Origin of the sequence: Herbaspirillum sp. NPDC087042, from assembly GCF_044745245.1 — a bacterium.
Taxonomy (GTDB): Bacteria; Pseudomonadota; Gammaproteobacteria; order Burkholderiales; family Burkholderiaceae_D; genus Herbaspirillum.
The window spans coordinates 20,864-41,545 of sequence record NZ_JBIUZW010000013.1 but is presented as its reverse complement, the minus strand read 5'-3'; the positions used below and the strand labels follow the sequence as shown (position 1 = coordinate 41,545).

The following is a 20,682-nucleotide window of genomic DNA, read 5'->3' as shown; positions in this document are numbered from 1 at the left end:
CGTTCTGGTCGGGACGAGCCTATTGTGCCTGATCAGCCGGAAGTTTTGCTCACCGCGTAGTGACGATAGCCGCGCATGCGCAGCTCGCAGGCCGGGCATTTGCCGCAGCCATGGCCCCAGTCATGCAGCGCGCCGCGTTCGCCCAAGTAGCAGGTGTGCGTATCGGTGCGGATCAGGTCCACCAGCGGTGCGCCGCCCAGCGATTCGGCCAGCGCCCAGGTCTCGGCCTTGTCGATCCACATCAGCGGGGTTTCCACCTTCAGTTGCGTGGCCATGCCCAGGTTCAGCGCCACTTGCAGGGCCTTCATGGTGTCGTCGCGGCAATCCGGGTAGCCGGAGAAGTCGGTCTCGCACATGCCGCCGACCAGCACGTTGAGGCCGCGCCGGTAGGCCAGGGTGGCAGCGACCGTCATGAACAGCAGGTTGCGGCCCGGCACGAAGGTATTGGGCAGGCCGTTGTCCTGCATCGAAATGGCGACGTCGCGGGTCAGTGCGGTGTCGGAGATCTTGCCGATCAGCGACAGGTCGATCATGTGATCTTCACCCAGGCGTTTCTTCCAGTCGGGCGAGAAGGCTTTCATCTTCGTCAGCAGGGACGGGCGCACCTCCAGTTCGATGGCATGGCGCTGGCCATAATCGAAACCGATGGTTTCCACGCGCTGGTAGCGCGACAGCGCCCAGGCCAGGCAGGTGGTGGAATCCTGACCACCGGAGAACAGCACCAGGGCGCTCTGGGTCTTGACGGTGGGAGCGAGGGCGCCGCTGGCGCTTGCGAGGGGGGTGTCGGACATGGGATTTCTGCAATGGTTTGGGAATGACGGACGCGGGGCCTGGCGGCATCCATGCCCTCCAGGCCCCGCGTCCAGGCACAGCGTTGTGGCAAGCTTAGTTGGTTTTCCTGACCGAATCCAGCACCTGTTCGATATAGTCGCCATCCGGGTCGGTGAACTTCAGGCGCACCGGATACCACTCTTGCTTGGGCGCCAGCCAGATATCGAGCTTCTGGCCCTGGTCATCCGGCGGCGGCGCACGGAAGATGTGCAGGGCCTCGGTTTCGCCCTGGGGCGTCCTGATCTTTTCGCGGCCGACCACCTTGAAGGTCCATTGCTCGGCATCACGCGGACCGGCCACGAAGAACTTCCATTCCGAGCCCGGCTTCATCTTCGCCGCATTGGCGCGGGCGATGGCCACGAATTGCCAGGTGATGCCAGTGCGATCCTGTTCGCCGCCCTGCAGCGGGTAGCTGTCGGAGGATTGGGTGAAGGTGATCTTGTTCTGTTCGCGGTTGAAGGTGGTGGTGGAGGGATCACGGCGCAGGCGCTTCTCGACGAAGCGCTGTGGTGCCAGGCCGTAGGCATCGATGTCGCCTTCGCTGCTGGTTTCCAGGATCTTGCCCAGCAGCATGGCGCGGGTTTCGGTGCTGACGTTGTAGGTGGTCTTGCTCTGCGTCCACTTCACGATGCCCTGGCCTTGCACGTCCAGGCCGCTCTGCTTGGCCTGGATGGTGTAGGTCAGCTCGGCCGACGGCGGCAGATTGAAGGGGCGCTTGTCCACCGGATGTGGGCCATCGGCGGCCAGCAACGGGGCGCTGGCCAGCAGGCCGGCCAGGCCCAGTGCGGCCAGGCGGGCGGGGAAGGAGCTCAGGGAGGCGGAGGAGGTTCGGGTCATGGCAAGATTTTCGTCTGTGTCTCTGTGGATAAGTCAATCGTGATGGCGGGCGGCGGGTCTTGTACGACCCGGGCCGGCGCGCACGGTTCTGCCGCTTTTTTACGTAATTGTTCGCAATTGTTTCGCATTTTGACAGCATCTGCCGAATGCGGCAGGCCTCAGGGCGTCAGTCCCGAGAGCGACAGCTCGGTATAGTCGCCATCGGGGCGCTGGTCGGTATAGCGCACCCGTACCGGATACCAGGCGTGCTGCGGCGCCAGCCAGATGTCCACGCGGTCGTCATAGGAACCGGGCTTGGGCATGCGCACCACATGCCAGGTGTGCAGACGGCCGACGGGCAGGGTGATGTCTTCCTCGCCCAGCACCTGCATGCGCCAGACCTCGCCATCGCGCACGCCGGCCACGAACAGGTCGATCGTCACGCCCGGCTGGATCTGTGCCGGATTGCCGCGTCCGATGGCGGCCAGTTGCCAGATCAGGCTGGCGCGGTCCTGCTCACCGCCCTGGCGGGGGTAGCTGGTGGTGGAGGCCGAAAAGCTGACGCTGTTGCGCTCGCGATTGAAGTGCGTATTGGTGGCGGCCTTGAAGCCTTTCTGTTCGGTATAGATCACCGGTGAGACTCCCCAGTCATCGAGTTCGCCCTGGCTGGAAAAATTGAGCACGGTGAAGAACAGGGCCTTGGCCCGGCCCATCACCTCATAGGTGGTGCCATGGTTGATCCAGGTGATGCGGCCGGTACCGTAGGCGGGCGCCTGGTCCTTGGTGCCGGTGACGTCGTAGTCCAGCACGACGCTGGGCGGGGCGTCGGTCTGGTAGTGCTTGCCGGAAGCCGGTGTGTCAGTGCTGGCGGCGGAGGCAGTAGCAGCAGTAGCAGCAGTAGCAGCGGTGGCCGGGCCGGTGTCGCTGCCGGTACCGGCATTGGCACTGGTATTGGCAGGCGCGGTATGTGGCGCCTCGGGGGCAATCGTGACGATGCGCTCGACGGTTTCGCGTATCGGTTCGTCGGGCGGATCGATGGATGCTTGCGCGCGGCGGGCAGGGCGCTGCGGCTTGCTGGCCCGCTGCGGGGTGGCCGGCGTGACAGGCTTGGTCTGCGGTGGCGGTGCAGCCGGCAGCGCCACCGGCTGCGCGGGCGGGGCAAGCGGATGCAGTTGCACCGTGATGGCCGTTTCCTGCGGCGTCTGCATGGCAATCATGTGCCGCCGGCCCCAGTCCACCAGCAGGCCGTGCAGCATCAGTGTGAGCGCAATGAGGATCAGCAGGCGCGGCCAGCGCCGCAACGAGCGGGAAACTTCGGTCATGCCGCCAGTGTATCGGATCGCATCGATGGCGTGCGGCGCCGGCACCATGGCGGAGATGCTTTTCAAACAACGTACAATGCGGGTTTTACGCCTTGTCGATATGTCGATGCAGAAGAAGACGCAGAAGATGATTGCCTCCCTGTCCTCCCGCCTGGCTGGTGCCGTTGCCATGGCATTGGCCGCCTGTTCGCTGTCGCTGCCCGTGCAGGCTGCGGCCCCCTTGCCCCCCATCCGCATCGGCATGATCGATGGCCTCTCCGGCCCCTTCGCCAATGCCGGTGAAGCCGTGGTGCGCAACATCAGTTACGCCATCGACCGCGTCAATGCGCGCGGCGGTGTGAGCCTGCCCGATGGCAAGCACCTGCTGCAACTTGCCACCTTCGACAACAAGCTGGGCGTGGAAGACTCGCTGGTGCAGTTCCGCCAGCTGACCGACGAGCGCATTCCCTTCCTGATCGAAGGCAATAGTTCGGCGGTGGCCGCAGCACTCATTGATGCGGTCAACAAGCACAACCAGCGCGAGCCGGACCGGCGTGTGCTGTTCCTGAATTATTCGGCGGTCGATCCCACGCTGACCAATGAGAAATGCAGCTTCTGGCATTTCCGTTTCGATGCCAGCGCCGACATGCGCATGCAGGCCCTGACCGAAGCCATCAAGGCCGATCCGTCCACCAAGCGCGTCTACCTGATCGGCCAGGACTACAGCTTCGGCCGCCAGGTCGCCAAAGCCGCGCGCGAGCAGTTGAATGCCAAGCGCCCCGATATCGCCATCGTCGGCGACGAATTGCATCCGATCGGCAAGATCAAGGACTTCGCGCCCTACATCGCCAAGATGCGCAGCGCCGGGGCCGATGCGGTCATCACCGGCAACTGGGGCAATGACCTGACGTTGCTGGTGAAGGCCGCCCGCGACGCCGGCTTCAAGGCCAAGTTCTATACCTTCTACGCCAACAGCCTGGGCGCTCCGGCGGCCATCGGTGACGCCGGCGTGGGGGTGGTGCGGGCGGTGGCCGAATGGCATCCGAATGCCGGCGGCACGCCGGGCTCACCCAGCGATGCCTTCTACCAGGAATACCGCAAGCGCTATCCGCAAGCCAAGGATGACTACCTCTACCTGCGCATGCAGGTCATGATCGAGATGCTGGCCAAGGCCATCGAGAAGGCCCGCAGCACCGAGCCCGCGGCGGTTGCATATGCCCTGGAAGGCGCGCATTATCAGAGCGCCTTCCACGACGCCACGATGCGCGCGGTCGATCACCAGCTGATCCAGCCGCTGTACCTGATGCAGATGCAGCGTGCCGACAGCGGTGGCATCCGCTTCGACAACGAGGGCAGTGGCTACGGCTTCCGCACCGAGCGTTTCATCCCGGCCGAGCAGACTGCCCTGCCCAGCTCGTGCAAGATGCAGCGCCCGCCGCGCTGACCCACAGAGAACACTACAAGAGGAGCGTTCAATGCTGAACCAGGACAAGATGCCGGGCGCAGGCTCGGTCACCGATACCATCGATTTCATGCAGAAGATGTGGAGCAGCATGGGCGCGCCATCCATGGCCACGCCGACGCTGTCGGTCGAGGATATCAACAAGAAGATATCGGACCTGAAGACGGTGGCGTCCTGGCTGGAACTGAACCTCAACATGCTCAAGGCCACCATCCAGACCCTGGAAGTGCAGAGCGCGACCCTGTCCACCCTGCAGGCGATGAGCGCCATCATGGCCTCGCGCGAGGCCCCGGCCGGCGAGCCTGCCGCGCAGGGCGAGGGCGCTACGCCGCCGCCGTTCCCGTTCGGTTTCCCGCTGTGGCCGGGAGCGGGCGCGCAGGAAGAGTCCGCGCAAGCTGAGCAGGAGCCGGATGCCGACGAGCCCGAGCTTGCTGAAGAGCAAGAAGAAGCGGACGAGCAGGCCGCCAGCGAGTCGCAGGCCGCGCAGGACGCGCCGCCCAATGCCGATTTCCAGTCGGCCATCGCCAATCCCAATGCCTGGTGGAACGTGCTCCAGGAGCAGTTCAAGCACGCCGTGGGCAATGCCCTGACGGGCGCAGCGGCCGAGCAGGAGCCGCTCCTGAAGCCGGCCAAGCCGCCCAAGGCCGCCAAGCGTAGCGAAAATAAGACAGTGCCGCCCAAGGCCAAGGCCGCCCCGAAAGCCAAGCCGGTAGCCGCTCCCAAGGCGGGCAAGGCAGCCAAGCCGGCGCCGAAGAAGCCACCGGTCAAGAAAGCACCCAAGACCGGCCCAAATACGAGCGCCCCGGCCCGGGCGGGTGTTGTACAATCGCGGCAAAACAAGAAGCCAGCCTCCCGCAAGCCAACCTCCCCCTGATCTTCGCCATGACAAGCCTGCCCCGGGCGCTCACGCGCAGGGGCTTGTCATATTGCTGAAACCTGACGGTTTTAGTATGGCCAGGGAAAATCTTGTTAAATCAAACACTTAACGCATATAGGCACACACTGAGATGCTGTACCCAGAATTGTTCAAATCGCTAGAGCAGGTCCGTTGGAATATGGATAAGGATATTCCCTGGGACAAGTTCGACGCTTCCTTGCTCACCGACGAACAGGCTCAGACCATTCGCATGAACGCGATCACGGAATGGTCGGCCCTGCCGGCGACCGAGATGTTCCTGCGCGATAACCGCGGTGACAGCGATTTTTCGGCATTCATGTCGGTATGGTTCTTCGAGGAACAGAAGCACTCGCTGGTGCTGATGGAATACCTGCGCCGCTTCCGTCCGGATATGTGTCCGACCGAAGAGGAGCTGCACAACGTGCGCTTCGAGTTCGATCCGGCGCCGCCGTTGGAAACCCTGATGCTGCACTTCTGCGGCGAGATCCGCCTGAACCACTGGTACCGTTGCGCCGCCGACTGGCACACCGAGCCGGTCATCAAGCAGATCTACAAGATCATCAGCCAGGATGAAGCCCGCCACGGTGGCGCCTATCTGCGCTACATGAAGAAGGCCTTGAACGAAGTGGGCGACAAGGCCCGCGCCGCCTTCTCCAAGATCGGCGTGCTGATGGCGTCGGCCCGTCGTACCGAGAAGCCGCTGCACCCCACCAACCTGCACGTGAACCAGGCGCTGTTCCCCAACGACACCGTGCAGAGCCGCCTGCCCGATCCGGAATGGCTGGAGCGCTGGCTGGACAACCAGATCAAGTTCGATGGCGAGTGGGAAAAGAAGGTCGTCGACCGCATCCTGCACAACATGTCGCTGCTGTTCGAACGCACCTTCAGCAACGTCCAGGAGCTGAACCGCTACCGCAAGGAAGTGACCCAGCGCATCCTGCCGGCTGGCGCCGCTGCTGCCTGAGACTAAAAGCGTCTGCAGGCAGGACAAGGCAGTACAATCACAAGCCGCAACCCAGGTTGCGGCTTTTTTCATGGCGCCGCCCAGCGTGCGGCCCCCGCTCAATCCCTAGCGCATTCGCACCAGACCCAATCAAGATGGCCGACTTCGAATCCAAACTCTGCACCCGCGAAGAACTCAAGCAACGTGTGGCCCAACTGCCCAAGCCGGTGGTGATGACCAATGGCGTGTTCGATATCCTGCATCGCGGCCATGTGACCTACCTGGCCCAGGCCCGCGCCCAGGGCGCTTCGCTGGTGGTGGCGGCCAATACCGACGCCTCGGTCAAGCGCCTGGGCAAGGGCGATGACCGCCCCATCAATACCTGCGACGACCGCATGGCCGTGCTGGCCGCGCTGGAGTCGGTCTCGCTGGTGGTCCCCTTCGACGAAGACACCGCCCTGGAAGCCGTCCAGCAAGCCCGTCCCGACATCTACGTCAAGGGCGGCGACTACGACATGCAAGCCATCCCCGAAGGCCAGGCGGTAGCCGCCTACGGTGGCCAGGTGCTGGCGATCGCCTTCGAGCACGACCGCTCCACCACCAAGCTGCTGGCCAAGGTGCGCAAGCTGGCCGGCTGAGCCAGGCTCACCCGCACAGGCCCCCGGAAAACGACAAGGCCGGCAGGAGCGTGACGCTCACTGCCGGCCTTGTCGTTTCAGCACGGGATGGCGGCTCAGTGGTGCATATGGCCCTTCATGTCCTTCATGTCACCCATGTCGTCCTTGCCAGCTGCAGCGGCGGCCGGATCTTCCACGTTGAAGGTCACATCGATCTTGCCGGCCTTCTCGAAGGTCAGGGTGGCGGGGACTTTCTCGCCGGCCTTGAGCGGACGCGACAGGCCCATCAGCATGATGTGGTAGCCATTGCCCGGCTGCATGGCGATCTTCTGGCCGGGTTTGACTTCCAGGCCACCCTCGACTTCACGCATCTTCATCAGGTTGCCCTCCATCGACATGGTATGGATCTCGCCGGACTTGGCCACCGGCGAGGACACGCCCACCAGTCGGTCCGGTGCGCTGCCCTTGTTCTCGATGCTCAGGTAGGCGCCGGCGGCCGGCTGGCCGGGGACGGTGGCGCGGGCATAGGGGTGACCGATGTCGAGCTGGCCCAGCTTGTATTCATGGGCGTGCGACAGGGCGGTGCTGCCCAGCAGGGCGGCGGCGAGGGCGAGGCGTTGGAAAAGCTGTTTCATGGTCTTCTATCCTGGTTGATCTTCATGGGCGAGGCCGGCGCATCGGGCGTCTGGGCCTCCTTGGGTCTTGCGGGCAGAACGGGCAGGAGGATCAGGCCGGTGGTGCGCGCGCCTGCGCGTTGCCTGGCGCCAGGCTGGCCGAGCGGACGGCGGGGGCGAACGATGCCAGCGGGTAGCTGAGGCCGGGTGCGGCTCCGGTGAGGGGTATCGATGGCGGCAGCAGGGTGGCGGCCTGGCCGGTGCAGCACAGGTTGCAGTGGCCAGCCGCGAGATGGGCGGGGACACTGCCTGGCGCGCCACCGGCCACGCTGCAGATGGCCATGGCGGGGATGTCGCGACTCTCGCTGTTCTCGCCACGGCCTTGCGCGACTGCCTGCACCTGCCAGGGGGCGGCCAGCATGGCCAGCACCAGCGACAGGCTCAGCCACACCCGCGACCAGGAGCGGCCAGGGATGTAGCGCGGCAGGGAAGGGCGGGAAGGCATGGGCTGGGATTATAGCAATGCGCAGCGCACCGTCGGCTACGCCGCGTCAATAGCGACTATGGTGACCGGTCTTGCGCCGATGGCCGCAGCGGGAATGCGAGTGGCACGGCTGGCGATCCGTTGCGTTCCGGCAAGCCTGGGCATGGGCCTGGCTGCAGGCGGCCCGGCTCATGCCGCCATGCAAATTGATTGTTCAGATGCGCTAGGCTAGACTTACCGTCTTTTCGGGTATTCCATCCATTTTTCAAGGGAGACTGCATGTCCTACAACAACAAGCTGACGCTGCGTGCCATGGTTGCCGCCCTGTCCCTGGCTGCCGTGTGTTCTGCCCCCGCCATGGCGGCGGACAAGTCGGTTGCCGTGACCGCCATCGTCGAACACCCGGCCCTGGATGCCGTGCGTGATGGCGTCAAGGATGAGTTGAAGGAAGAAGGCTTCGAAGCCGGCAAGAACCTGAAGTGGGAATACCAGAGCGCCCAGGGCAACACCGGTACCGCCGCCCAGATCGCCCGCAAGTTCGTCGGCGACAAGCCGGACGTGATCGTGGCCATCGCCACGCCGTCGGCCCAAGCCCTGGTGGCCGCCACCAAGTCCATCCCCGTGATCTATTCGGGCGTGACCGATCCGGTCGCCGCACAACTGGTGAAGGACTGGAAGGCTTCCGGCACCAACGTCACCGGCGTGTCCGACCTGCTGGAACTGGACAAGCAGGTCGAACTGATCAAGCGCGTGGTGCCCAACGCCAAGCGCGTGGGCATGGTCTTCAACCCGGGTGAAGCCAACTCGGCCGTGGTCGTCAAGGCCCTGAAGGAACTGCTGAGCAAGTCCGGTATGATCCTGGTGGAAGCCGCCGCGCCCCGTTCGGTGGACGTCGGCAGCGCCGCCAAGAGCCTGATCGGCAAGGTCGACGTGATCTACACCAACACCGACAACAACGTGGTCTCGGCCTATGAGGCACTGGTCAAGGTCGGCAACGATGCCAAGATCCCCCTGGTGGCCTCCGACACCGATAGCGTCAAGCGTGGCGCCATCGCTGCGCTGGGCGTGAACTACTACGATCTGGGCCGCCAGACCGGCAAGGTGGTCGGCCGCATCCTCAAGGGTGAAAAGCCGGGCGACATCCCCTCGGCCACCAGCAGCAAGCTGGAGCTGTTCGTCAACACCGCCGCCGCCCAGAAGCAGGGCGTGACCCTGGCACCGGAACTGGTCAGCTCGGCCAAGACCGTCATCAAGCAATAATCGATTCGACGCCTGAGGATCCCGCTTGCGAGCGGGATCGTCTTTATCCGGCGTAGGCAAGACCGTTTCGTCCCATACGAATAACGGGCCCGGCGATGAACAGGCCGAGGCGCCGACCACCATGAAAGAGGAGAGGACCATGTTTGCAGTATCCAAATCGTTGCGCGCCATCGCCGGTGCGCTGGCACTGAGCGCCATCTGCGCCTCCGCGCTGGCAGCCGAGAAGGTGGTAGCCATCACTTCCTTCGTCGAACACCCGGCACTGGACGCCGTGCGCGACGGCACCAAGGATGAACTGATCGCCGAAGGCTTCGAGCCGGGCAAGAACCTGAAGTGGGACTTCCAGAGCGCCCAGGCCAATGCAGGCACTGCCGGCCAGATCGCCAAGAAGTTCGTGGGTGACAATCCCGACGTCATCGTCGCCATCGGCACGCCCTCGGCCCAGCCGCTGGTGGCCGCGACCAAGACCATCCCCATCGTCTATTCGGCCATCGCCGATCCCATGGCCGCCCAACTGGTCAAGGACTGGAAGCCCTCCGGCACCAACGTGACCGGCCTGTCGCACATGCTCGATCCGGTCAAGCAGGTCGAGATCATCAAGCGCGTGGTGCCCGAGGCCAAGCGCGTCGGCGTGGTTTACAATCCGGGCGAAGCCAATTCCGTCTCGGCCTTGAACAACATCAAGGGCGAGCTGCAAAAGGCAGGGTTCACCCTGGTGGAAGCCGCCGCCCCCCGTTCGGTGGATGTGGCGCCGGCCGCCAAGAGCCTGATCGGCAAGATCGATGTGATGTACACCACCACCGACAACAACGTGGTGTCGGTCTTCGAATCGCTGGCCAAGGTCTGCAACGATGCCAAGATTCCCCTGATCGCTTCCGATACCGGCAGCGTCAAGCGTGGCGCGGTAGCGGCCCTGGGCGTGAATTTCTATGACATGGGGCGCCAGACCGGCAAGGTCGTGGCGCGTATCCTGCGGGGCGAGAAGGCGGGCGAGATCGCGTCTTCCCCCGTGAAGAATCTGGAACTGTACGTCAACACCTCGGCCGCGCAGAAGCAAGGCGTGACCCTGTCGCCGGAGTTCCTGAAGTCGGCCACCAAGGTCCTTAACTGAAGCCGGCCCTCACCGGGCCACACGTGCATCGCCGGCAGTCGCACCACCCCTGCGGCTGTCGGCGTAACGCAGAAGACATTCGGCATTAGCGTACCGCGCAATGCCGAATGTGTTTTTTAAGAAAGTCCTTTTATGTCGCTGTATACCCTCTTGGGCGCACTGGAAATCGGCCTGATTTTCAGCCTCGTGGCCCTCGGAGTGCTGATTTCCTTCCGCATTCTGGTTTTCCCTGACCTCACCGTCGATGGTAGCTTCCCGCTGGGTGGCGCCGTGGCCGCGACCATGATCGCCGCCGGTTACAACCCCTTCCTGTCCACCTTCGTCGCCTTGCTGGCGGGCGCCCTGGCCGGCTTCACTACCGCCTGGCTGAACGTGCGCCTGAAGATCATGGACCTGCTGGCCAGTATCCTGATGATGATCGCGCTGTACTCGATCAACCTGCGCGTGATGGGCAAGCCCAACGTGCCGCTGATCTCCGAGCCGACCATCTTCACCATCCTGCAGCCGGACTGGATCCCCGATTATGTGGGCCGTCCGCTGATCCTTCTGGTGGTGGTGATCGCCGCCAAGCTGCTGCTGGACTGGTTCTTCTCTTCCGAGATCGGCCTGGCCATGCGTGCCACCGGCGCCAACGCCCGCATGGCACGCGCTCAGGGCATCGCCACCGGTCGCGCCACGCTGGCCGGCATGGCGCTGGCCAATTCGCTGGTGGCGCTGGCCGGTGCACTGTTTGCGCAGACCCAGGGCGGCTCCGACATTTCCATGGGCATCGGCACCATCGTCATCGGCCTGGCCGCTGTCATCATCGGCGAGAACATCCTGCCGGCGCGCCGCCTGGTGTGGACCACGCTGGCCGTGATCCTGGGGGCGATCCTGTATCGCTTCTTCATCGCGCTGGCGCTCAACAGCGACTTCATCGGCCTGCAGGCGCAGGATCTGAACCTGGTGACCGCCGTGCTGGTGATGCTGGCCCTGGTGCTGCCCATGGGCAAGCGCAAGCTGAAACTGTTGAAGAAGGGAGCCTGAGATGTTGAAAGCCACTGATCTCAAGATCACCTTCAATCCCGGCACGCCCATCGAGAACCCGGCCCTGCGTGGCCTCTCGCTGGAAATCCCGACCGGCCAGTTCGTGGCCGTGATCGGCTCCAATGGCGCCGGCAAGTCCACCTTCCTGAACGCCATCTCGGGCGACCTGCTGGTCGATACCGGGTCCATCGAGATCGATGGCACCGACGTCACCCGCAAGCAGGCCTGGAACCGCGCCGGCATGGTCGCGCGGGTGTTCCAGGACCCGATGGCCGGCACCTGCGAGGCGCTGACCATCGAAGAGAACATGGCCCTGGCTATGGCACGCGGCCGTCGTCGTGGCTTCAGCTTCGCCATTCGCGGCAAGATGCGCGAGCTGTTCCGCGAGAAGCTCTCCATCCTCAACCTGGGCCTGGAAAACCGCCTCTCCGACCGTATCGGCCTGCTCTCGGGCGGCCAGCGCCAGGCGGTGAGCCTGCTGATGGCTTCGCTGCAGCCGTCGCGCATCCTGTTGCTGGACGAGCACACCGCCGCCCTGGATCCGAAGACTGCGGCCTTCGTGCTGGAGCTGACGGCCAAGATCGTGTCCGAGAGCAAGCTGACCACCATGATGGTGACCCACAGCATGCGCCAGGCACTGGACTACGGCGACCGTACCGTGATGCTGCACCAGGGCCGCGTGGTGCTGGACGTCTCGGGCCAGGAACGCGCCGGGCTGGACGTGCCGGACCTGCTCAAGATGTTCGAGCAGACGCGCGGCGAGAAGCTCTCCGACGATGCATTGCTGCTGGGCTGACCAGGCGCCCGCCTGTGAGGCAAAAGAAAACGGCTCCCGCGGGAGCCGTTTTTTCATGGGTGCACACTTTGTTCAGCTGCCGCCGTCATAGCCATTCTGGCGCCATGCCTCATAGACCACCACCGCCACGGTATTGGAGAGGTTGATGCTGCGATTGCCCGGTCGCATGGGCAGGCGGATGCGTTGCGCGGTCGGGAAGGACTCGCGCCGCTCGGGCGCCAGGCCGCGTGTTTCCGAGCCGAAGACGAAGGTGTCACCCGGACGGAAGGCCAGGCCGGCGAAGGGCGTGGAGCCATGCGTGGTCATGGCGAACATGCGGCCTGCATCGAACTGCGGATCCTCGCGGCGACGCGCCAGGAAGCTCTCCCAGTCGGGATGGACCTGCATGTTGGCGTATTCGTGATAATCCAGTCCGGCGCGACGCATCTTGGCGTCGTCGAGCGGGAAGCCGAGTGGCTCGATCAGGTGCAATTGCGCGCCGGTATTGGCGCACAGACGGATGATGTTGCCGGTATTGGGAGGGATCTCCGGCTCGACCAGGACGACGTGGAACAAAAAACTCTCCTGCGGAAAAAAGAGGCCGACCCGTGCTCAGGTCGGCAGGGTGCGCGCAAAGACCAGGTTGGTCACGCGTCGGGCGCCGTGCCGCTTGAGCACGATCGCCACTTCATTCAGGGTGGCGCCGGTGGTCATGACATCGTCGACGATGCCCACATGCAGACCGCGCACCTGATCCATGGCGCCGAAGGGCAGGGCAAAGGCCGAGCGCATGTTGCGGGCGCGCGCGACCACTGGCAAGGCCGATTGCGCCAGGGTTTCCTTCTTGCGTTCCAGCAACTGGGCACGCAGGGGGATGTCCAGCAGGCGCGAGAGCGGTCGGGCGATTTCCAGTGCCTGGTTGAAACCACGCTCCTGCAGGCGCTCGCGGCCCAGCGGTACCGGCGCCAGCAGGGTCGGCATGGCCAGTTGCACCTCGCTGCCGGGGACCGGATTGCGCAGGGTGGCGTCAAAGATCAGGCGCGCCAGCAGCGGCGCCAGGCGCAGGTCGCCGCCGAATTTCAGGGCCAGGGCCAGTTGGTCAGAGGGCGCGAAGTAATCGGTGGCCACGATGGTGGCGTCGAAGGCCGGCCGGTCCTTCAGGCAGGCGCCACAGCGCAGTTCCTTGCCGGTCACCGGCATGGGCAGGGCACACTGGATGCAGCGGCGGTGCTGGCGCGTGTAGAAGCGCTTGTGGCAGGGCGTGCACAGGCTCTCGCGTCCGCTCGTGCCGCACAGCGCACAGGTGGAGGGCAGCAGGGGCGGCACGCGTGCCAGCATGCGGCTGATCCAGCCCGGCTCGCTCGGCTTTTTGGGCGCACCGGTGCCGGTGCGGCGATAGCCGGCGGCAGCGGTCTTGGCAGGAGCGGGTTTTGGCGATTTGACATCCATGCGAGGTGCGCCCGGTAAAAATGGATTTCGACTAAACTACGCGCATTATCGCATCAGCCCCTGTCGATCTGTTCATCTGTCGATGCGGCGGCCGATGCGCCCCTTGCCCACCGTTGTTCTTTTGCCGCCGTCCCCGATGTCCCTGCCGCCGCCTTCCGCCAGCGCCAAGCTGAGTGCCCCCATCGACCTGCCCCTGGTACGCCGTCGCTTCGGCCAGCCACAACGCGTGGCCGAGTCCGACTTCCTGCGTCGCGAAGTGTCCGCGCGCATGCAGGAACGTCTGGCCCTGGTCAAGATCGCGCCACGCGAAGTGCTTGATGCCGGCTGCGGCGAGGGTGCCGACCTGCCGGTGTTGCAAAAGCGTTATCCGGAGGCCCAGGTGATCGGCATCGATGGTGCCTACGGCATGCTGGCGGTGGCCGCCGAACACCAGCGCGGTGCCCAGTCGGCGATGAACCGCCTGTTCGGCTCGATCAACAAATGGCTGGGTTCCGGCCCCGGCGCCAATGGCCCGGAGCTGGCCTGTGCCGATTTCGCCCGCCTGCCGCTGGCAGCCAATGCCCTGGACCTGGTCTGGTCCAACCTGGCGCTGCACTGGCATCCCCAGCCCGACCGCGTCTTCGCCGAGTGGCGGCGCGTCTTGCGGGTGGAAGGCTTGCTGATGTTTTCCTGCTTCGGTCCCGATACCCTGCGTGAAGTGCGCAGCGCCTTCGAAAGCATCGATATTGCACCGCACACCTTGCCCTTCGTGGACATGCACGACTTCGGCGACATGCTGGTCAATGCCGGCTTTTCCACGCCCGTCATGGACATGGAGACCATCACGGTCACCTACGAGACCCCGCAACGACTGCTGGAAGACGTGCGCGCCTGGGGCGGCAACCCGCTGGAGACGCGGCGCCGCAGCATGCTCAGTCGCCACCAGTACCAGCGCCTGCTGGCTGCACTGGAGGCCATGCGCAACCGTGACGGCAAGATCCCGCTGAGCTTCGAGGTGATCTATGGCCATGCCTTCCGCCCGGTGCCCAAGACCACGGCGGCTGGCGAGAGCATCATTCGTTTCGAGCGACCGCCGCGATAGTGGCTGGCGCATATAAGGCTTAGTCGCAACTGGCTATCTGGCCAGCGCAATCGTTGCTGTATCGTTACGCCCTGCCTGACGGGTGCGGCTTTTGCTGCATGGCCGCAAAGCCAGTCCCCTGGCCGACTTGCGGGGTAAGTGGCAGTACGCCGGACGGGCCTGGAAGGGCATTGCCGGCGATGCGGCGGTGCGTGCTTGATCCGTGGCGAGTTTAGCCCTTATACTGAAATGGGAAAAAAATTCACAGCAAGAAATTCCAGCAAGAACAAATAGCAAGAATAAATAAAGACCGCAAAACAGATAGCCACGGATAGCGCCAGTACCGGGCAGTCGCGCCGAGTTCAGCGCCGACGCCGCCATCCCTGACACCTGCTGCGGATCGAAGAGAGACACGCTCGACCGACTATCATGCTGGCGAGGTGCTATGGAGACGCGGGAATGGATATTGAAGCGCAATTGTTCGATTGCGCCACGTCAGCTGGCGTGGGTCTTCGCAATCCTTTGTACGGTATCGCTCACGGTCGCGCTGGGCTTCACGCTCCATGGCGCATGGACCATCCTGGTATTTTCAGTCATTGAATTGTCGGCGGTCGGCATCGCCTTCCTGGTGTACGCCCGTCATGCAACTGATCGTGAAGTCGTGGTCCTGGCCGAGGATGGCCTGATCGTCGAGGTGACGCAGGCGGGCCGGACCAGCCGTATCAAGCTGGACCTGGCAACGCTGCATGGCACGCGCATCGCATTTCCGGCAGGCCCCCAGGCACTGGTGGCGCTGGACTGCAGGGGGCAGCGCGTGGAAGTTGGCCGTTTCATCAATGAAGCCGGGCGACGCGCACTGGCGCAGGAGCTGGAGTGCGCGCTGGCGGGCCGGATGGGCGGGACGGTAGCACTCTCATTCTTATAATTTTTGGGCTTTTGAGGAAATCCATGAAACTTGCGAAGCGCCTTCAATCGTCGATCATCGGTGCCTCGATGCTGGCGGCCGGCTTGCCGGCCTGGGCCGTGGTGGACAGTCCGGGGGGACCGGCCGTGCTGCAGACGAACTTCCAGCCACCGGTCACCAAGATCGCCGAGCAGATCTATGACCTCCACATCATGATGCTGGTGATCTGCCTGGTGATCTTCGTGGCGGTGTTCGGCGTGATGTTCTATTCCATCATCAAGCATCGCAAGTCGGTGGGCCACAAGGCCTCCACCTTCCACGAAAGCACCACCGTGGAAATCGCCTGGACCGTGGTGCCTTTCCTGATCGTCATCGGCATGGCCCTGCCGGCCACCAAGACCGTGGTGGCGATGAAGGACACCTCCAATGCCGACCTCACCATCAAGGTCACCGGCATGCAGTGGAAGTGGGGCTACGACTACCTCAAGGGCGATGGCGAAGGCATCTCCTTCCTCTCCGCCCTGGCCACGCCGCGCGAGCAGGTGACCGATCCCACGCTGAAGAAGAACGACAACTACCTCATCGAGGTCGACAATCCCGTGGTGGTGCCGGTCAACAAGAAGGTGCGCATGATCACTACCGCCAATGACGTGATCCACTCCTGGACGATTCCCGCCTTCGGCGTGAAGCAGGACGCGATCCCCGGCTTCGTGCGCGACACCTGGTTCCGCGCCGAGAAGATCGGTACCTATCGCGGCCAGTGCGTGGAATTGTGCGGCAAGGATCACGCCTTCATGCCCATCGTGGTCAACGTGGTCAGCGAAGCCGACTACAAGAAGTGGGTCGATGAAAAGAAGAAGGAAATGGCCGCCAAGGCCGACGATCCCAACAAGGTCTGGACCGTGGATGAATTGAAGCAGCGTGGCGAGAAGGTCTACACCGCCAATTGCGTGGCCTGCCACCAGGCCAACGGCAAGGGCGTGCCCGGTGCCTTCCCGGCGCTGGACGGCAGCCCCGTGGTCAATGGCCCCAAGGCCGACCAGATCCACCTGGTGCTCAATGGCAAGAACGCCATGCCGGCCTGGAAGGGCGTGCTCAACGACACCGAGATCGCCGCCGCCATCACCTACACGCGCAACAACTGGTCCAACAAGGCCCAGGAAAACATCGTGCAGCCCGCCGAAGTGCTGGCCGGACGCAAGTAATCGTTTGGAGACCGGAACATGACCACTACCGCCGATCACGCCCCCGATCATTCCCATGACCACGGGCATGGGCACGCACACGATGAGCACGCGCACGACCATCCGCACGGCTGGCGTCGCTGGGTCTTCGCCACCAACCACAAGGACATCGGTACGCTCTACCTCTGGTTCTCGTTCACCATGCTGCTCTCGGGCGGTGTGCTGGCGCTGCTGATCCGGGCCGAGCTGTTCCAGCCGGGCCTGCAGTTCTTCCGTCCCGAGTTCTTCAACCAGCTGACCACCATGCACGGCCTGATCATGGTGTTCGGGGCCATCATGCCGGCCTTCGTGGGCTTCGCCAACTGGATGATCCCGCTGCAGATCGGCGCGTCCGACATGGCCTTTGCGCGCATGAACAACTTCTCGTTCTGGCTGCTGCCGCCAGCGGCCTTGCTGCTGGCCGGTTCCTTCCTGGTGCCGGGCGGCGCCACCGCTGCCGGCTGGACGCTGTATGCGCCGCTGTCCACCCAGATGGGGCCGGGCATGGACATGGGTATCTTCGCCATGCACATCATGGGCGCGTCCTCCATCATGGGCTCGATCAACATCATCGTCACCATCCTCAACATGCGCGCGCCCGGCATGACGCTGATGAAGATGCCCATGTTCTGCTGGACCTGGCTGATCACCGCCTACCTGCTGATCGCGGTCATGCCGGTGCTGGCCGGTGCCATCACGATGACGCTGACCGACCGTCACTTCGGCACCTCCTTCTTCAATGCCGCCGGTGGCGGTGATCCGGTGATGTACCAGCACATCTTCTGGTTCTTCGGCCACCCCGAGGTCTACATCATGATCCTGCCGGCCTTCGGCATCGTCTCGCAGATCATCCCGGCCTTCGCCCGCAAGCCGCTGTTCGGCTATGCCTCGATGGTGTATGCGACCGCCTCGATCGCGATCCTGTCCTTCATCGTCTGGGCGCACCACATGTTCACCACCGGCATGCCGGTGACGGCGCAGCTGTTCTTCATGTACGCCACCATGCTCATTGCGGTGCCGACCGGCGTGAAGATCTTCAACTGGATCGCCACCATGTGGCGCGGTTCCATGACCTTCGAGACGCCGATGCTGTTCTCGGTGGGCTTCATCTTCGTGTTCACCATGGGCGGCTTCACCGGCCTGATCCTGGCGGTGACCCCGATCGACATCCAGATGCAGGATACCTACTACGTGGTGGCGCACTTCCACTACGTGCTGGTGGCCGGCTCGCTGTTTGCGCTCTTCGCCGGCTTCTACTACTGGGGCCCGAAGTGGACCGGCTTCATGTACAACGAATGGCGCGGCAAGTTCCACTTCTGGGCGTCGCTGATCACCTTCAACGTGACCTTCTTCCCGATGCACTTCCTGGGCCTGGCCGGCATGCCGCGTCGCTATGCGGACTACCCGGCGCAGTTCACCGACTTCAACATGGTTGCCTCGATCGGTGCCTTCGGCTTCGGGCTGACCCAGGTCTACTTCCTCTTCTTCGTGGTGATCCCCTCGATCAAGGGGGGCAAGAAGGCTGAAGCCAAGCCCTGGGATGGCGCCGAAGGCCTGGAATGGACCGTGCCCAGCCCGGCCCCCTTCCACACCTTCGAGGAACCGCCGGTGGTGCATTGAGCAGCATGGGCCTTGAGAAAAACGGAGCGCACATGAGCGAACGCAAGAAACCCGACAACCTGCGTACCGGCCTGCTGCTGGGGCTGGTGGCGCTGGCCTTCTTCGTGGGCATCTTCATCAATCGCATCTGGTTCGCCAAATGAACCCGGACCAGGACCAAGCTGCGCAGGAGCGTGGCCTCAACTTCGTCATGCTGCGCAAGCTGGTGGTGGTGGCGGTGCTGATGTTCGGCTTCGGCTATGCGCTGATCCCGGTCTATCGCAAGATCTGCGAGGTGACCGGGGTGAACTTCCTCACGCCCAAGGATGCGACCGTGGAAGCGCCGGCCAATACCCAGGTCGACAAGACCCGCACGGTGACCGTGGAGTTCGATGGCAATGCCCAGGGGCCGTGGCGCTTCCGTCCTACCGTGTCCAGCCTGCAGGTGCATCCGGGCGAGATGACCCAGGTCACCTATGAGGTGGTCAACACCCAGGCGCGCAGTGTCGATGCCCAGGCCATCCCCAGCTATGCGCCGCAGCAGTCGGCGGCCTTCTTCAAGAAGGTCGAGTGCTTCTGCTTCTCGCAGCAGACCCTGGGACCCAACCAGGCCAAGCAGATGCCGGTGGTGTTCTACATCGATCCCAAGTTGCCCAAGGATGTGACCACGATCACGCTGTCCTACACCTTCTTCGAGATCAACGGCAAGGACAAGACGGCAGGCTGACGGCCTGCGGGGGAGCGGACGTGAGCGAGGATCTGGAGCAGGCGGCGCAGCGCAAGGCCTCGTTCGGGGCGACGATGAAGGCGGTGTTCTGGTCCTTCTTCGGCGTGCGCAAGCGCCGGGATTACGAATCGGATGCGGCCCGGCTCAACCCGGTGCACGTGATCATCGCCGGCATCATCGGCGCGGTGGTGTTCGTGGCGATCCTGGTCACCATCGTCAAGGTAGTGGTGGCCAATGCGGTGAGCGGCTAAGGCGTAAATGATTTGGATTGATTTCTAGTTTTTGAGCAGACCGAACCTGGAAGCCGGTGAGTCGGGAGAAGACACCGGCCATGGGCAATACCAGGCAACAGCAAACAGCAATCGGATTTCGTACCGGGAGAAGAACATGAGTTCTCAGCAAGCCAAGGCGCCACACTATTTCGTACCGGGGCCATCGCGCTGGCCGATGATGGCGGGCCTGTCCATGCTCATCACCATGGCCGGGGCATCGGCCTGGGTCAATGGCGTGTCATGGGCGCCCTACGTCAACATCTTCGGCATCCTGATGGTGCTGGTGGTGCTGTACTACTGGTTCGGCGATGCCATCGGCGAGTCCGAATCGGGGAAGTATGGCGAGCGCGTCGACCTGTCCTATCGCTGGAGCATGAGCTGGTTCATCTTCTCGGAGGTGATGTTCTTCGGCGCCTTCTTCGGCGCACTGTTCTATGCCCGCAGCATCACCATGCCCTGGCTGGCCGACCTGGATCACAAGGTGATCTGGCCCGACTTCGCCGGCCAGTGGGGTAGCGTCGGTCCGGCCGGTACCGTGGAGAGCTTCGCCACCATGGGGCCTTTCCCGATCCCGACCATCAACACGCTGCTGCTGCTGACCTCCGGCGTCACGCTGACCATCTCGCACCATGCCCTGCGCGCCGGTCATCGTACCCAGACGGCGGTGTGGCTGTTCCTGACCATCCTGCTGGGCGCGACTTTCATGGGCTTCCAGGCCTATGAATACATCCATGCCTATACCGAGCTGAACCTCAAGCTCACCTCCGGCATCTATGGCTCGACCTTCTTCATGCTGACCGGCTTCCACGGTTTCCATGTGACCATGGGCGCGATCATGCTGTCGGTGGTGCTCTACCGCCTGCTGCGTGGCCACTTCACGCCGACGCACCACTTTGCCTTCGAAGGCGCGGCCTGGTACTGGCACTTCGTCGACGTGGTGTGGCTGGGTCTGTATGTGGTGGTGTACTGGCTGTAAGTCCCTCAGCAGAACGGGCAAACGAAAGCCGCACCTCGGTGCGGCTTTTTCTTGGGCGCTGAAGGGGAAGCGCGTCTAGCGGATGCCGGTCGGCTGTATCCAGCCCAGCTTGTAGCTCAGGAGGATGAACAGGAACAGCGCCACCGAGAAGCCCACGCGCAGGGTCAGCGCCTGTACGGTGCGGTTGCTCTTGCCCTTGTCGCGCATGAGGAACAGCAGTGCCGAGGCCAGGCTGGCGAGGATGAGCACGAAGGCGATGGCGACGATGATTTTCATGCGGGTAGAATCCCTGTCTCCGGCCGCCTGCATGCAGTATGCTGCTACGGCCTGATGG

The 20,682-nt window shown here is 63.7% G+C and carries 24 protein-coding genes; 16 read left to right on the top strand and 8 right to left on the bottom strand.

What is annotated here, in order from left to right:
- Nucleotides 1-32: 32 nt before the first annotated feature.
- The 3 genes from queC to ACIPHN_RS17725 all read right to left on the bottom strand — a co-directional run bounded on the left by queC (nt 33) and on the right by ACIPHN_RS17725 (nt 3,035).
- Nucleotides 33-791 (bottom strand): 7-cyano-7-deazaguanine synthase QueC, encoded by a 759-nt coding sequence (queC, locus tag ACIPHN_RS17735; protein ID WP_400438098.1) that lies wholly within the window; start codon nt 789-791, stop codon nt 33-35.
- A gap of 94 nt (nt 792-885) precedes the next feature.
- Nucleotides 886-1,668 (bottom strand): DUF3108 domain-containing protein, encoded by a 783-nt coding sequence (locus tag ACIPHN_RS17730; RefSeq protein WP_400438096.1) that lies wholly within the window; start codon nt 1,666-1,668, stop codon nt 886-888.
- Nucleotides 1,669-1,826: 158 nt separating this feature from the next.
- On the bottom strand, nt 1,827-3,035 hold the full coding sequence (locus tag ACIPHN_RS17725; protein ID WP_400438094.1) for a DUF3108 domain-containing protein: 1,209 nt from the start codon (nt 3,033-3,035) through the stop codon (nt 1,827-1,829).
- A gap of 61 nt (nt 3,036-3,096) precedes the next feature.
- Here ACIPHN_RS17725 and ACIPHN_RS17720 point away from each other — a divergent pair, with 61 nt between their 5' ends.
- The 4 genes from ACIPHN_RS17720 to rfaE2 all read left to right on the top strand — a co-directional run bounded on the left by ACIPHN_RS17720 (nt 3,097) and on the right by rfaE2 (nt 6,889).
- Complete coding sequence (locus ACIPHN_RS17720) at nt 3,097-4,392, top strand: branched-chain amino acid ABC transporter substrate-binding protein (protein ID WP_400438327.1); 1,296 nt, start codon at nt 3,097-3,099, stop codon at nt 4,390-4,392.
- 31 nt (nt 4,393-4,423) lie between these two features.
- Complete coding sequence (locus ACIPHN_RS17715; RefSeq protein WP_400438093.1) at nt 4,424-5,284, top strand: PhaM family polyhydroxyalkanoate granule multifunctional regulatory protein; 861 nt, start codon at nt 4,424-4,426, stop codon at nt 5,282-5,284.
- 133 nt (nt 5,285-5,417) lie between these two features.
- Nucleotides 5,418-6,272: a diiron oxygenase gene (locus tag ACIPHN_RS17710; protein ID WP_400438091.1), complete on the top strand. Its 855-nt coding sequence runs from the start codon at nt 5,418-5,420 to the stop codon at nt 6,270-6,272.
- 134 nt (nt 6,273-6,406) lie between these two features.
- Nucleotides 6,407-6,889, top strand: a complete 483-nt coding sequence (gene rfaE2, locus ACIPHN_RS17705; protein WP_400438089.1) for a D-glycero-beta-D-manno-heptose 1-phosphate adenylyltransferase — start codon at nt 6,407-6,409, stop codon at nt 6,887-6,889.
- A 95-nt stretch (nt 6,890-6,984) separates the two neighbouring features.
- On the opposite strand, the gene ACIPHN_RS17700 is transcribed toward rfaE2, so the two are convergent.
- Together ACIPHN_RS17700 and ACIPHN_RS17695 are read right to left on the bottom strand one after the other, a co-directional pair.
- Nucleotides 6,985-7,503, bottom strand: a complete 519-nt coding sequence (locus ACIPHN_RS17700; RefSeq protein ID WP_400438087.1) for a copper chaperone PCu(A)C — start codon at nt 7,501-7,503, stop codon at nt 6,985-6,987.
- Between the two features lie 91 nt (nt 7,504-7,594).
- Entirely contained in the window at nt 7,595-7,987 is a 393-nt protein-coding gene (locus ACIPHN_RS17695; RefSeq protein ID WP_400438085.1) for a hypothetical protein, read from the bottom strand.
- A gap of 258 nt (nt 7,988-8,245) precedes the next feature.
- On the opposite strand from ACIPHN_RS17695, the gene ACIPHN_RS17690 reads away from it, so the two are divergent.
- The 4 genes from ACIPHN_RS17690 to ACIPHN_RS17675 all read left to right on the top strand — a co-directional run bounded on the left by ACIPHN_RS17690 (nt 8,246) and on the right by ACIPHN_RS17675 (nt 12,159).
- Complete coding sequence (locus ACIPHN_RS17690) at nt 8,246-9,226, top strand: ABC transporter substrate-binding protein (protein ID WP_400438083.1); 981 nt, start codon at nt 8,246-8,248, stop codon at nt 9,224-9,226.
- A gap of 139 nt (nt 9,227-9,365) precedes the next feature.
- The gene (locus ACIPHN_RS17685; protein WP_400438081.1) at nt 9,366-10,337 is read left to right on the top strand and encodes an ABC transporter substrate-binding protein; all 972 of its coding nucleotides are present in this window, start codon (nt 9,366-9,368) and stop codon (nt 10,335-10,337) included.
- A 132-nt stretch (nt 10,338-10,469) separates the two neighbouring features.
- Nucleotides 10,470-11,363 (top strand): ABC transporter permease, encoded by an 894-nt coding sequence (locus ACIPHN_RS17680; protein ID WP_400438079.1) that lies wholly within the window; start codon nt 10,470-10,472, stop codon nt 11,361-11,363.
- A gap of 1 nt (nt 11,364) precedes the next feature.
- The gene (locus ACIPHN_RS17675; protein ID WP_400438077.1) at nt 11,365-12,159 is read left to right on the top strand and encodes an ABC transporter ATP-binding protein; all 795 of its coding nucleotides are present in this window, start codon (nt 11,365-11,367) and stop codon (nt 12,157-12,159) included.
- 72 nt (nt 12,160-12,231) lie between these two features.
- Here the strand turns inward: ACIPHN_RS17675 and ACIPHN_RS17670 are convergent, their stop codons facing one another.
- Nucleotides 12,232-12,714, bottom strand: a complete 483-nt coding sequence (locus ACIPHN_RS17670; RefSeq protein ID WP_400438075.1) for a tRNA (cytidine(34)-2'-O)-methyltransferase — start codon at nt 12,712-12,714, stop codon at nt 12,232-12,234.
- A 36-nt stretch (nt 12,715-12,750) separates the two neighbouring features.
- Entirely contained in the window at nt 12,751-13,587 is an 837-nt protein-coding gene (locus ACIPHN_RS17665) for a phosphoribosyltransferase family protein (protein WP_400438073.1), read from the bottom strand.
- Nucleotides 13,588-13,723: 136 nt separating this feature from the next.
- Between ACIPHN_RS17665 and ACIPHN_RS17660 the strand changes: the two genes are divergently transcribed.
- From ACIPHN_RS17660 to ACIPHN_RS17625, 8 genes are all read left to right on the top strand, one after another.
- Entirely contained in the window at nt 13,724-14,668 is a 945-nt protein-coding gene (locus tag ACIPHN_RS17660) for a methyltransferase domain-containing protein (protein WP_400438071.1), read from the top strand.
- A gap of 424 nt (nt 14,669-15,092) precedes the next feature.
- A complete protein-coding gene (locus ACIPHN_RS17655; protein WP_400438070.1) occupies nt 15,093-15,572 on the top strand; it encodes a DUF2244 domain-containing protein in 480 nt (159 codons plus the stop codon).
- Nucleotides 15,573-15,595: 23 nt separating this feature from the next.
- Nucleotides 15,596-16,756: a cytochrome c oxidase subunit II gene (coxB, locus tag ACIPHN_RS17650; RefSeq protein WP_400438068.1), complete on the top strand. Its 1,161-nt coding sequence runs from the start codon at nt 15,596-15,598 to the stop codon at nt 16,754-16,756.
- A gap of 18 nt (nt 16,757-16,774) precedes the next feature.
- Nucleotides 16,775-18,394: a cytochrome c oxidase subunit I gene (gene ctaD / locus ACIPHN_RS17645; protein WP_400438066.1), complete on the top strand. Its 1,620-nt coding sequence runs from the start codon at nt 16,775-16,777 to the stop codon at nt 18,392-18,394.
- Between the two features lie 32 nt (nt 18,395-18,426).
- Nucleotides 18,427-18,537 carry a cytochrome oxidase small assembly protein gene (locus tag ACIPHN_RS17640; protein ID WP_400438064.1) on the top strand — a complete coding sequence of 37 codons (111 nt, stop codon included), beginning with the start codon at nt 18,427-18,429 and terminating at the stop codon, nt 18,535-18,537.
- Nucleotides 18,534-19,100, top strand: coding sequence for a cytochrome c oxidase assembly protein (locus ACIPHN_RS17635; RefSeq protein WP_400438062.1), 567 nt, complete (start codon nt 18,534-18,536; stop codon nt 19,098-19,100). The genes ACIPHN_RS17640 and ACIPHN_RS17635 overlap by 4 nt, the downstream gene beginning before the upstream one ends.
- A gap of 74 nt (nt 19,101-19,174) precedes the next feature.
- The gene (locus tag ACIPHN_RS17630; protein ID WP_400438326.1) at nt 19,175-19,351 is read left to right on the top strand and encodes a DUF2970 domain-containing protein; all 177 of its coding nucleotides are present in this window, start codon (nt 19,175-19,177) and stop codon (nt 19,349-19,351) included.
- 136 nt (nt 19,352-19,487) lie between these two features.
- Nucleotides 19,488-20,348 carry a cytochrome c oxidase subunit 3 gene (locus ACIPHN_RS17625; RefSeq protein WP_400438060.1) on the top strand — a complete coding sequence of 287 codons (861 nt, stop codon included), beginning with the start codon at nt 19,488-19,490 and terminating at the stop codon, nt 20,346-20,348.
- A gap of 75 nt (nt 20,349-20,423) precedes the next feature.
- On the opposite strand, the gene ACIPHN_RS17620 is transcribed toward ACIPHN_RS17625, so the two are convergent.
- Nucleotides 20,424-20,624, bottom strand: coding sequence for a twin transmembrane helix small protein (locus ACIPHN_RS17620; protein ID WP_198983916.1), 201 nt, complete (start codon nt 20,622-20,624; stop codon nt 20,424-20,426).
- Between the last annotated feature and the right edge of the window lie 58 nt (nt 20,625-20,682).

What these genes read in the sequence shown, in the direction of transcription:
- ACIPHN_RS17630 (WP_400438326.1), top strand. Translation starts at nt 19,175, where the DNA reads ATGAAGGCGGTGTTCTGGTCCTTCTTCGGCGTGCGCAAGCGCCGGGAT.
- ACIPHN_RS17720 (WP_400438327.1), top strand. Translation starts at nt 3,097, where the DNA reads ATGATTGCCTCCCTGTCCTCCCGCCTGGCTGGTGCCGTTGCCATGGCA.
- ACIPHN_RS17675 (WP_400438077.1), top strand. Translation starts at nt 11,365, where the DNA reads ATGTTGAAAGCCACTGATCTCAAGATCACCTTCAATCCCGGCACGCCC.
- ACIPHN_RS17685 (WP_400438081.1), top strand. Translation starts at nt 9,366, where the DNA reads ATGTTTGCAGTATCCAAATCGTTGCGCGCCATCGCCGGTGCGCTGGCA.
- ACIPHN_RS17690 (WP_400438083.1), top strand. Translation starts at nt 8,246, where the DNA reads ATGTCCTACAACAACAAGCTGACGCTGCGTGCCATGGTTGCCGCCCTG.
- ACIPHN_RS17635 (WP_400438062.1), top strand. Translation starts at nt 18,534, where the DNA reads ATGAACCCGGACCAGGACCAAGCTGCGCAGGAGCGTGGCCTCAACTTC.
- queC (WP_400438098.1), bottom strand. Translation starts at nt 791, where the DNA reads ATGTCCGACACCCCCCTCGCAAGCGCCAGCGGCGCCCTCGCTCCCACC.
- ACIPHN_RS17730 (WP_400438096.1), bottom strand. Translation starts at nt 1,668, where the DNA reads ATGACCCGAACCTCCTCCGCCTCCCTGAGCTCCTTCCCCGCCCGCCTG.
- ACIPHN_RS17665 (WP_400438073.1), bottom strand. Translation starts at nt 13,587, where the DNA reads ATGGATGTCAAATCGCCAAAACCCGCTCCTGCCAAGACCGCTGCCGCC.
- ACIPHN_RS17640 (WP_400438064.1), top strand. Translation starts at nt 18,427, where the DNA reads ATGAGCGAACGCAAGAAACCCGACAACCTGCGTACCGGCCTGCTGCTG.
- rfaE2 (WP_400438089.1), top strand. Translation starts at nt 6,407, where the DNA reads ATGGCCGACTTCGAATCCAAACTCTGCACCCGCGAAGAACTCAAGCAA.
- ACIPHN_RS17700 (WP_400438087.1), bottom strand. Translation starts at nt 7,503, where the DNA reads ATGAAACAGCTTTTCCAACGCCTCGCCCTCGCCGCCGCCCTGCTGGGC.
- ACIPHN_RS17680 (WP_400438079.1), top strand. Translation starts at nt 10,470, where the DNA reads ATGTCGCTGTATACCCTCTTGGGCGCACTGGAAATCGGCCTGATTTTC.
- ACIPHN_RS17655 (WP_400438070.1), top strand. Translation starts at nt 15,093, where the DNA reads ATGGAGACGCGGGAATGGATATTGAAGCGCAATTGTTCGATTGCGCCA.
- ACIPHN_RS17715 (WP_400438093.1), top strand. Translation starts at nt 4,424, where the DNA reads ATGCTGAACCAGGACAAGATGCCGGGCGCAGGCTCGGTCACCGATACC.
- coxB (WP_400438068.1), top strand. Translation starts at nt 15,596, where the DNA reads ATGAAACTTGCGAAGCGCCTTCAATCGTCGATCATCGGTGCCTCGATG.
- ACIPHN_RS17660 (WP_400438071.1), top strand. Translation starts at nt 13,724, where the DNA reads ATGTCCCTGCCGCCGCCTTCCGCCAGCGCCAAGCTGAGTGCCCCCATC.
- ACIPHN_RS17695 (WP_400438085.1), bottom strand. Translation starts at nt 7,987, where the DNA reads ATGCCTTCCCGCCCTTCCCTGCCGCGCTACATCCCTGGCCGCTCCTGG.
- ACIPHN_RS17620 (WP_198983916.1), bottom strand. Translation starts at nt 20,624, where the DNA reads ATGAAAATCATCGTCGCCATCGCCTTCGTGCTCATCCTCGCCAGCCTG.
- ACIPHN_RS17710 (WP_400438091.1), top strand. Translation starts at nt 5,418, where the DNA reads ATGCTGTACCCAGAATTGTTCAAATCGCTAGAGCAGGTCCGTTGGAAT.
- ctaD (WP_400438066.1), top strand. Translation starts at nt 16,775, where the DNA reads ATGACCACTACCGCCGATCACGCCCCCGATCATTCCCATGACCACGGG.
- ACIPHN_RS17625 (WP_400438060.1), top strand. Translation starts at nt 19,488, where the DNA reads ATGAGTTCTCAGCAAGCCAAGGCGCCACACTATTTCGTACCGGGGCCA.